Source organism: Actinoplanes sp. NPDC026619 (assembly GCF_040638295.1).
GTDB lineage: Bacteria > Actinomycetota > Actinomycetes > Mycobacteriales > Micromonosporaceae > Actinoplanes.
Genome location: NZ_JBEZYA010000054.1, coordinates 25049 through 33461 on the forward strand (window position 1 = coordinate 25049; position 8413 = coordinate 33461).

Consider the following 8413-nt stretch of genomic DNA (forward strand, 5'->3'; position numbering starts at 1 on the left):
GCCGTCGGTGCACTTCGGCCGCACGCCCGCGTCACCATGGCGAGCGAGGTGTTCCCGTCGCCCGGCCGGTCTAATCCTGTGCGGCCGCGTCAGGGGACATTCTCTCCGATGGGGCGGACGAGGTCTCAGCGACTGTCCGGTCCCCGTTCGAACGTGTACTCCACGTAGCACCTCGCGAGGCCACAAAACGGATTATCCGGAAATACTGTCCGGTCGTCCAGGCACTCGGGACGGACGGCCGGAAATCGCTCCGGAGAAATGATTCCTGGGCGACATCGAGTCCATAACCACCTGCGAAAAGTACGTTACGTCAGGGTTTGCACGAACAATTCGTAAGCCTTTTTCGTAAATCAAATTCGGCTATTCGCAGGGGGAAATCTAAATGTTGCAGGTACTGACCGCCGGAGCCCTGTTCCTGTCGTCGCTGGTGGGCTCGCCGCTGACGTCGCCGGCCAAGGCCACTCCGCCGCCGCCGGACAAGATGGTCATCGACGTGGTGGGCCTCAACGGCACCGGCTGCCCCGGCGACTCCGCCGAGGTGCTGCCCGCGCTCGACAACACCGCCTTCACGGTGCTCTACAGCAAGTACGTTGCGCAGGCCGGCAGCGGCTCCGCGCCCGACGAGTTCCGGCGCAACTGTCAGCTGGCGCTGAACGTGCACGTGCCGTCCGGCTACACCTACGCGATCGCGAAGACCGACTACCGCGGCTACATGCGGCTGGTGAAGGGCGCGTGGGCGTACGAGCAGGCGAACTACTACTTCCAGGGCTACTCGCAGACCGCCCGGTCGCGGCACAACTTCGCCGGCGTCTACGACGGCGACTGGCAGGTCACCGACCAGGTCGCGCTCGAGTCGTACTCGTGGGCCCCGTGCGGCGAGAAGCGCTACCTCAACATCAACACCGAACTGCGCATCGGTACCGGGTCGTCGGACGGCAAGGTCCTCAACATGATCACGATGGACTCGACCGACACCGCCCTGGCCACCGTCTACCACCTCGCCTGGAAGAAGTGCTGATTCAGGCCCGCTTAGCGGAATAGATGCTCAACGCGGTGTACGCCGCCGACAGCATCGGAACCGGTACGTCGTGCTTGGCGGCTTCGGCAACGAAGTCGCCAAGGATCGCGTCCGCCTCGACCGGCGCGCCCTGCACCATGTCCCGGTACATCGACGACGTCGACACCCCGGTCCCGGCCAGGCCGGTCTGCAGCAGGGACACCGCGCCGGGCCGGGGCGGGTGACCGGCCGCGGTGGCGATCGCCATCGCCTCGGCCGCGATCCGCGCCCCGAAGTCACGGCCGCCGGGCGCCGCGTTGATGTCGCCGACCGAACCCCGCATCAGCGTGGTCGCCGCGCCCAGACTGGCCAGGAAGATCCACTTCTCCCACATGTCCTGGACGATGGTGTGCGACGGGTTCGAGTCGAACTCCGGCCCGCTCAGCGCGTAGGTCACCTCGGGCAGCCGCTCGTCTTCCGAGCCGTCCAGCGGCCCGTAGCCGAGGCGGTGCATCCCGGTCATCTGCACCACGTCACCGTCGTCGTCGAGCGTCGCCGAGATCAGGCAGACGCCGCCCCAGGCCCGCTCCGCCCCGAACGCGCCCTGCAGCTCCTCGATGTGCCGCATGCCGTTGAGCAGCGGCACGATCACGGTCTGCGGCCCGATCGCCGGGGCCATGTCGAGCAACGCCTGCTCCAGGCCGTAGCTCTTCACGGCCAGCACGACCAGGTCGTACGCGCCGTCGACGGCGGTGCGCGTCCGCGGCTGCACGACGGTCTCGGCGTCCGGGCTCTTGATCCGCAGCCCCCGTTTCTTCAGAACCGCCTGACGGCCGGGCCGGACCAGGAAAGTGACGTCCTTACCGGCCGAGGCCAACCGGCCGCCGAAATATCCGCCGGTGGCGCCCGCTCCCACGAAAAGTGTCCGCACGGGGAATCACCCTAGAAGCTCGTCCTCGAAGCACCAACGCCACTTCTCACCCGGTTCGTACGATCGCATCACCGGGTGTCCGCTCTCTTCGTGGTGCGCGGACATGTGCCGGCGCGGCGACGAGTCGCAGCAGGCGACCACGCCGCAGTCCAGGCACACACGCAGGTGCACCCATCCGGTGAAGCCGGCGGCCACACACTGCGGGCACCCGTCCTCGTACGCCGTCTGCGGCTCCGGGTCACCGGCATCGCTGAGGTGCAGGCAGTTCAATCGTCACTCCGTTGCAGCTGGGACTCTTCCAGGTCGAGCTCGCGCTGAGCGCGGATGAGCACCTCTTCAGGGATCCGGCCCTCGTTCCGGGCGATCTTGAAGACACGGCGCTCGGCACCGATCATCTCGCGACGCAGCCGACCGTACGCCGCCGAGGGGGTTTCCTGCTCCTGATTGCCGAGCCGTTCCCAGGCGTTGTTGGATCGGCTGCCGACCAGCGCCCGCAGCCGGTCGACCACCTCGGTCGGCGCGTCCCCGGCGTGGTCGTCGAGCGCCTCCAGCGCGGCCCGCCCCGCCTGGTGCTGCACGCCCGCCTCGGCCAAGGCGTCCTCGGTGGTGGTGTCCTGCCGCACCCCGAGCCGCACCGCCAGCCAGGGCAGCGTGGTGCCCTGGACCAGCAGGGTCAGCACGATCACCGCGAAGGCCACGAAGATGAACAGGTCCCGGTGGTACTCCGGCACCTTGCCGCCCACCGGCGGCAGCGTCTGAGCGGCGGCCAGGGTCACCACGCCGCGCATGCCGGCCCAGGCCAGCACCGTCGGCACGGTGATCGGCGGCCGTTCCTCACGCTGCCGGATCCGCGGCACCAGCCGCGCCAGATAGGTCGCCGGGTACATCCACAGGAAGCGCACCACGACCAGCGTGGCGAAGACCGCCGCGGTGAGCGAGACGGTGGTGCCCACCCCCGTCTCGATGCTCTCGCCGATGTGCCGCAGCTGCAGCCCCACCAGCAGGAACACCACACCTTCGAGGAGGAACGTGATGAGCCGCCACACCGCGTCCATCTGCAGCCGCGACGTCGCCGACAACAGGTAAGGAATGCGGTGCCCCAGGTAGAGCCCGGCGATCACCACGGCCACCACGCTGGAGCTCTTCAGCTCCTCGGCCACGATCACCACCACGAACGGGGTGAGCAGCGAGACCGCGTCGTCCAGCAGCGGGTCCTCGATCTTGCGGTGCAGCTTGGCCGCCAGGAACGCGCCGAGCAGGCCGATCAGCACGCCGCCGCCGGCCTTGAGCGCCACCTGCCCGGCGATCGGCCAGAACCCGACCGCGCCGCCGGCCAGCGCACCGGTCGCGATCCGCACCAGGACCAGCGCGGTCGCGTCGTTGAGCAGGCTCTCGCCCTCGAGAATCGTCACCACCCGGCGGGGCAGGCCGATCCGGCGGGCGATCGCGGTCGCCGACACCGCGTCCGGCGGGGCCACGATCGCGCCCAGCGCCACGCAGGCGGCGAACGGGATGTCCGGCAGCAGCCAGTGCACCACGAAGCCGATCAGGAACGCGGAGACCAGCACGAGGCCCACGGCCAGCAGCAGGATCGGCCGTAACGCCCGGCGGAACGCCGGCACCGACGTCTGCAGCGCGGCCACGTAGAGCAGCGGCGGCAGGATGCCGATCAGCACCAGCTCCGGCTCCAGCTCGGCCTCCGGGAAGCCCGGCACATATGACAGCCCGAGCCCCGCCACCAGCAGGACCAGCGGCGCCACGAACCCGAGGCGGCGGGCCAGGGCCGCGCCGATCACGGAGATGGCCACGAGGACCACGACGTCGACAATGCCGCTCATGACGGAGAGCTTATTGAATCGATCGGGCGGTGACGCGTGCGGAGCATCACCCGGATGAGCATCCCTACTCACGCGGCAGCAACATCAAATACGAAAGGCTGTCGCGCATGACGGAGCCTCTGAGAAACGTGGGGATCACCGGGATCGCGTACGCCCTGCCCGCTCGCGAGGTGCCGACGGCCGAGCTGCAGCGCCGCGTCGCCGTGGCCAGCGGCCTGATGCTGCCGCCGCGCATGTTCGAGCAGGCCACCGGCATCCAGCGGCGCCGGGTGGCGGCCGACGACGAGTACGCGTCGGACCTCGCCATCGACGCCGCCACCAAGGTGCTGGCCGAGGCCGGCCGCGACCCGCTCGACGTCGACCTGCTGCTGTTCGCCAGCGCCACCCGCGACATGGCCGAGCCGGCCACCGCCCACGTGGTGCAGGCCGCGCTGGGCAGCCGGGCGCACGCCATGGACGTCACGAACGCCTGCAACAGCTTCCTCAACGGCATCGACCTGGCCCGCTCGATGATCCTGGCCGGCCGCGCCAACCGGGCCCTCGTGGTCACCGGCGAGACGCCCACCCGGGCGATGCGCCCCAAGGTCGACGGCCTGGCCCAGGCGCGCACGGCGTTCGCCGGTTACACGTTCGGCGACGCCGGGGCGGCCGTGCTGATCGAGAAGGTCGCCACCGGCGGCATCCTCGACGTGGACAGCGAGACCCACTCCGAGCACTGGGCGGCCGGCGGCATCTTCGGCGGCGGCTCCCGGCATCCGCGCGGCGACGAGCACACCTACTTCACCGGCGACGGGCACCGGCTGCGCCGGATCTTCGAGCAGATCGGCGTCGGGCTCATCGAACGGGTCAGACAACGCACCGGGTACGACTGGGACGCGTACGCCAAAGTTCTCGTCCATCAGGTGACGCTGCCCTACCTGGAACGGTTCGTGCAGGTCACCGGCGTGCCCCGGGAGAAGCTCGAGGTCACCGTCGGCGAGCTGGGCAACATGGCGTCGGCGACCCTCGGCGTACAACTGGCGCGGGTCCGTCCGTCTCTGGAGACCGGCGACCGGGTGCTGCTGATCGGGCTGGGCGGCGGCGTCAGCCTGATGACCATGGTCTGGGAGGTCTCGTGACCGCCCCGCTGTGGGTGATCGTGCCCGCCTACAACGAGGCGGCCCGCATCGGTGACACCCTGCGGGCACTGGCCGCGCAGACCGACACCGATTTCACCCTCCTGGTCGTCGACAACGGCTCCACCGACGGCACTCTCTCCATGGCCCGCTCGCTGGGCGCGCGGGTGCTGGTCGAACCGGAGAAGGGCGTGGGCTGCGCGGTCGACACCGGATTCCGGCACGCCATCGCGCACGGCGCGGTCCATCTGGCCCGCACCGACGCCGACTGCCTGCCCGCCCCCGGCTGGGTCGCGGCCGCCCGGCACGCCCTGACCTCCGGCGGCGGCCTGGCCTGCGGCCGGATCGTGGCCCGCGCCGACGAGCACGGCCCGCTCGGCCGGGCCTGGTTCCGCCTGCTGGTCGCGCTGGCCGCGTGGTTCGGCCGGTTCCGCCCCGAGCACCGCGGACCCGAGTTCAAGGCGCCCTACCGGATGCATGCCGGCAACAACATGGCGATCACCGCCGCCCTGTACGAGGCGTGCGGCGGCATGCCCCGCCGCCCCTCCCCCACCGACCGCACCTTCCTCAACCGGGTCCGCCGCACCACCACCGCCATCGTCCACAGCCGGCACATGGTGGTCGCCAACTCCACCCGGCGGATCACCGCCTACGGCGTGCTCGGCACCGCCAAGTGGTACCTCGACCAGGGCAGCGGCACGATGACGGCGGACCCGCGCTGATGCTCGACGAACTCATCGGCAACCTCCGCGAGGACGACGCCCGGCCCGCTCTGGCCGGGCGGGTCACGCGCGGTGAGCTGGCCACGCTCACCCACGGCTACGCCGCGGCGCTGCATTCACTCGGCCTGGGTGCCGGGGAGACGATCGGATTGGCCGTACGCCCGGGAGCGCGCTCGCTGGCGGCCATGCTCGCCGCGTACCACCTCGGTCTGCGCATCGCCGTGCTGGACCCGACCGCCGGCCCGGACGTGCTCCGGGCCCGCCTGGCTCTCGCCGAGCCCCGCCTGATCCTCGCCGACGCCGCCGCCCAGGCAGTGGCCGGATGGCTGGCCCCGCTCGCCCGGCGCGCCCACCTCGCCCTGCCCGACCTCGGCGCCCTGGCCCCGGTCCGCACCATCGGCCGCCGCCTGCCCGGCGGCCCGCCACCGCTGCGCCCACTGCCCGGCCCACCACCACCCGGCTTCGACGGCGACGGCGACGCGGTCATCGTCTTCACCTCCGGCACGACGAGCCGGCCGCGCGCGGTCGTGCACACGCGGAGTTCGCTCTCGGCCGGGATGACCGCGGTGCGTGACCTGGTCCGCCCGGCACCGGACGTGCCGGTCCTCGGCGGCACGTTCTTCGTCCTGCTGCCGTCCCTGGCCAGCGGCGCACCGGTGGCCCTGCCGGCCCGGCGCGGGCTGGGCCGGCAGATCCGCGCCCTGCAGCCGCAGGCGATCTACCTGACTCCCCCGCAGCTTCGCGCGGCGCTGGCGGCCGGGGTGCGCTTCACCGGCCGCGTCTACAGCGGCTCGGCCCCGGTGAGCGCCGCCCTGCTGGAGGCGGTCCGGGCCGCGGGCGCCAGCGAGGCCTGGGGCGTCTACGCCTTGACCGAGGTGTTCCCGGCCGCCGCCGTCGAGTCAGCCGAAAAATCCGCCTACACCGGCGAAGGCGACCTGATCGGCACCCTCCTACCCGGCGTGACCGCCACCGTCCGCCCCACCGCTGAGCAGCCCCCCGGCGCTGCACCCCCACCCCAGCCAAACGGCCCACGGTCACCCACCGCGGCCGACCCGGGCAGCGCGGCCGGCTCAGCCGGCTACTCAAGCGGCTCCGGTGAGCTGATGCTGGCCGGGCCGACGGCGGCCGACCGTTACCTGGGCGAGGCGCCGTTCAGCGCGGTGGCCACCGGTGATCTGGGCCGGGTCGAGAACGGCCGGGTGATCCTCGGCGGCCGGCTGAAAGACATGATCTTGCGGCGGGCCGAGAACATCTATCCCGGCCTGTACGAGCCGTCGCTGCACGTCCCCGGCGTCGAGCTGGCCCTGCTCGTGGGCGTCCCGGCCGGCGACGGCGACGAACGGGTCGTCGCCGTGATCCAGCCGGCGGCGAACGCGTCGGAGGCCACCGTCCGCGCGGCCCTGCGCGAGCCGCTCGCCCGGATGGGCGCCGCCCGCCCCGACGCGGTGATCTTCGCCCCGATCCCCCTGGCCGGCCGTTCCCGCAAGCCCGACCGCGCCGCCACCGCCCGCCTGGCAGCCACCGCATGAGCAGTTCCCGATCCCTCGACCGGCGGGTCTACCTGCGAAGTCATCCGATGCTGTTCGCGCTGCTCGCGGCCGTCCGGCGGCGGCCGGTTCAGCGCCTGGGGCGAACCCTGATCGTCCATGACCGGGAGGCCTACCTGGCGGCGCTGACCCGCATCCCCCTCGATCGAACCGCCGAGGGCACCACCGGCGGCGCCGTCGACCGGCTCGCCGGCGCCGGTGGACTCTTCGACCAGCAGGGCGACGAGCATCGACGCACCCGGCGAGACGTGGCCGAGCGCCTCGGGGCAGCCGGGGTGGACCGCCTGCGGCCGCTCTGGGTGCAGCTCATGGCCGACCGCCTGGCCCCACTCGCCGACGGCCGAAGCGTGGATCTCGTCCCGCTGGCCGCGGAGATCGCCGGCACCACCGCGGCAGCGCTCCTGGCTCTGAAGGTGGATCCGTTCGCCCTGGCCACGGCCGCCCAGGAGGCAGGCGCCACCGCCGCCCGCGCCCATCTGCCGGGCATCTCCCGCCGGCAAACCGAGCGCGAATCCCAGCAAGCCGCCGAACGCCTCCTCCGCCTCGTCAGCGGAGGCACAGCCAACGGCGGCACAGCCGGCAGCGGCACAGCCGGCAGGCGCCCGACCAGCAACGGGGCGGCAGGCAGTGGCACGGCCGGCGGCGGGACGGTGGATGGTGGGCTGGCTGCCACGCTTGCGGTTGCTGCGGTGAATACCACCGTTGCGGCGCTGCCCCGGGCCGCGGCCTGGGTGTGCGGGGAGCCGGACCTGTGGGCGTACGCCCGGGAGGCAGCGCTCGCCGATGAGCTGTTGCGCGTCACCTCGCCCACGCCCCTCCTTCCTCGCGTTGCCGCCGCGGGCGGTGATCTCGGCGGCCGCCGGGTGCACGCGGGTGACCGCATGCTGCTGATCGCCCGGCACGCGGCCGACGCCCATCGCCGCGACCCCGACCCGATCGATCCGGCACCGGCGCGTACCGCGCAGCTGGTCTTCGGCGCGGGACCGCACGCGTGCCCGGGAGCTCGGCTGGCCCGGCAGCAGCTCAGCGACTTCCTGGCCGCCCTGGCGCCGCACCGCCCGGTCGTCGTCCGGGCTCGCGCCGACCGCCGTTCCGCCCTGCCGAGCTGGCGCTCGCTGATCGTGCGCGCCACATGAGGGTTACGAGAATCGGCCGAGACCCCGATTTCCTTGACTCGGCTTTTAAGGTCGGTTGGGGTTTTGTCCCTCGACGGAGGGATGGGTGTGAGACGGCCACCTGGTCACTCTGAGAGTAAGACGACTA

At 71.9% G+C, this 8413-nt stretch carries 8 protein-coding genes; 5 read left to right on the forward strand and 3 right to left on the reverse strand.

All coding sequences use genetic code 11. The features are described 5' to 3' along the window. Positions 1–382 precede the first annotated feature (382 nt). Positions 383–1018 carry a DUF4360 domain-containing protein gene (locus AB0E90_RS50220; RefSeq protein ID WP_360420727.1) on the forward strand — a complete coding sequence of 212 codons (636 nt, stop codon included), beginning with the start codon at positions 383–385 and terminating at the stop codon, positions 1016–1018. Between the two features lies 1 nt (position 1019). Here AB0E90_RS50220 and AB0E90_RS50225 read toward each other — a convergent pair whose 3' ends face one another. From AB0E90_RS50225 to AB0E90_RS50235, 3 genes are read right to left on the reverse strand one after another with little or no spacing between them, the layout of a single operon-like run. Next, positions 1020–1928, reverse strand: coding sequence for a ketopantoate reductase family protein (locus AB0E90_RS50225; RefSeq protein WP_360420729.1), 909 nt, complete (start codon positions 1926–1928; stop codon positions 1020–1022). A gap of 6 nt (positions 1929–1934) precedes the next feature. Then, positions 1935–2198, reverse strand: coding sequence for a UBP-type zinc finger domain-containing protein (locus tag AB0E90_RS50230; RefSeq protein ID WP_360420731.1), 264 nt, complete (start codon positions 2196–2198; stop codon positions 1935–1937). After that, the gene (locus AB0E90_RS50235) at positions 2195–3766 is read right to left on the reverse strand and encodes a Na+/H+ antiporter (protein ID WP_360420733.1); all 1572 of its coding nucleotides are present in this window, start codon (positions 3764–3766) and stop codon (positions 2195–2197) included. Before AB0E90_RS50235 ends, AB0E90_RS50230 begins: the two co-directional genes overlap by 4 nt. A 107-nt stretch (positions 3767–3873) precedes the next feature. On the opposite strand from AB0E90_RS50235, the gene AB0E90_RS50240 reads away from it, so the two are divergent. Genes AB0E90_RS50240 through AB0E90_RS50255 form a run of 4 tightly spaced genes read left to right on the forward strand, consistent with a single transcriptional unit; the run spans position 3874 to position 8286 of the window. Next, positions 3874–4884: a ketoacyl-ACP synthase III gene (locus AB0E90_RS50240; RefSeq protein ID WP_360420735.1), complete on the forward strand. Its 1011-nt coding sequence runs from the start codon at positions 3874–3876 to the stop codon at positions 4882–4884. After that, entirely contained in the window at positions 4881–5603 is a 723-nt protein-coding gene (locus tag AB0E90_RS50245) for a glycosyltransferase (RefSeq protein WP_360420737.1), read from the forward strand. Before AB0E90_RS50240 ends, AB0E90_RS50245 begins: the two co-directional genes overlap by 4 nt. Continuing rightward, complete coding sequence (locus tag AB0E90_RS50250) at positions 5603–7132, forward strand: class I adenylate-forming enzyme family protein (protein ID WP_360420739.1); 1530 nt, start codon at positions 5603–5605, stop codon at positions 7130–7132. The genes AB0E90_RS50245 and AB0E90_RS50250 overlap by 1 nt, the downstream gene beginning before the upstream one ends. Beyond that, positions 7129–8286: a cytochrome P450 gene (locus tag AB0E90_RS50255; RefSeq protein WP_360420741.1), complete on the forward strand. Its 1158-nt coding sequence runs from the start codon at positions 7129–7131 to the stop codon at positions 8284–8286. The genes AB0E90_RS50250 and AB0E90_RS50255 overlap by 4 nt, the downstream gene beginning before the upstream one ends. Positions 8287–8413: the final 127 nt, after the last annotated feature.

What these genes read in the sequence shown, in the direction of transcription:
- AB0E90_RS50220 (WP_360420727.1), top strand. Translation starts at nt 383, where the DNA reads ATGTTGCAGGTACTGACCGCCGGAGCCCTGTTCCTGTCGTCGCTGGTG.
- AB0E90_RS50235 (WP_360420733.1), bottom strand. Translation starts at nt 3,766, where the DNA reads ATGAGCGGCATTGTCGACGTCGTGGTCCTCGTGGCCATCTCCGTGATC.
- AB0E90_RS50240 (WP_360420735.1), top strand. Translation starts at nt 3,874, where the DNA reads ATGACGGAGCCTCTGAGAAACGTGGGGATCACCGGGATCGCGTACGCC.
- AB0E90_RS50250 (WP_360420739.1), top strand. Translation starts at nt 5,603, where the DNA reads ATGCTCGACGAACTCATCGGCAACCTCCGCGAGGACGACGCCCGGCCC.
- AB0E90_RS50255 (WP_360420741.1), top strand. Translation starts at nt 7,129, where the DNA reads ATGAGCAGTTCCCGATCCCTCGACCGGCGGGTCTACCTGCGAAGTCAT.